This is a genomic window from Hymenobacter translucens (genome assembly GCF_020685205.1).
In the GTDB taxonomy this organism is placed as follows: Bacteria; Bacteroidota; Bacteroidia; order Cytophagales; family Hymenobacteraceae; genus Hymenobacter; species Hymenobacter translucens.
On the sequence record NZ_JAJERB010000029.1, the window covers coordinates 1 to 512 of the forward strand.

Here is a 512-nt window from a genome sequence, read left to right on the forward strand (position 1 = left end):
CCGTACCGGAAGGTGCGGCTGGATCACCTCCTTTCTGGAGCGGTCCGACTCGTGAGCTTTGATTCGTTACACTGGTATTACTGATTTGTCTTTTCCTTCATTCAAGATTTTAAGGATTCGAGTAGATTACCCGCAAGGGTGGTTGAGCCGAAGCTGAGGGGCTTGTAGCTCAGGTGGTTAGAGCGCTACACTGATAATGTAGAGGTCCGTGGTTCGAGTCCACGCAGGCCCACGGAAGTTGGCCGGCGGGACAGAAACGGGGGATTAGCTCAGCTGGCTAGAGCACCTGCCTTGCACGCAGGGGGTCAACGGTTCGAATCCGTTATTCTCCACCAGGAAGTGTGATCAACAGGATCCACTTTGCGAGAATACACAAGTACTGGTAGTGGTGTCTTTGCTGACCCACTACCGCATTGATCCAAACGAGGATCAAATGTTCTTTGACGTAGTGAAACGAGTAAGAAGAAGAGTTGATATACCTAGTGTATATCCAACCGAGCCCTCTTGAGATT

The 512-nt window shown here is 50.6% G+C and carries 2 tRNA genes; both read left to right on the forward strand.

Annotated elements, in window-relative coordinates:
• The first annotated feature begins 158 nt into the window (after positions 1 to 158).
• Positions 159 to 232: transfer RNA gene (locus LJY25_RS21155), tRNA-Ile, on the forward strand.
• Between the two features lie 26 nt (positions 233 to 258).
• Positions 259 to 335, forward strand: a tRNA-Ala gene (locus LJY25_RS21160).
• Positions 336 to 512 lie beyond the last annotated feature (177 nt).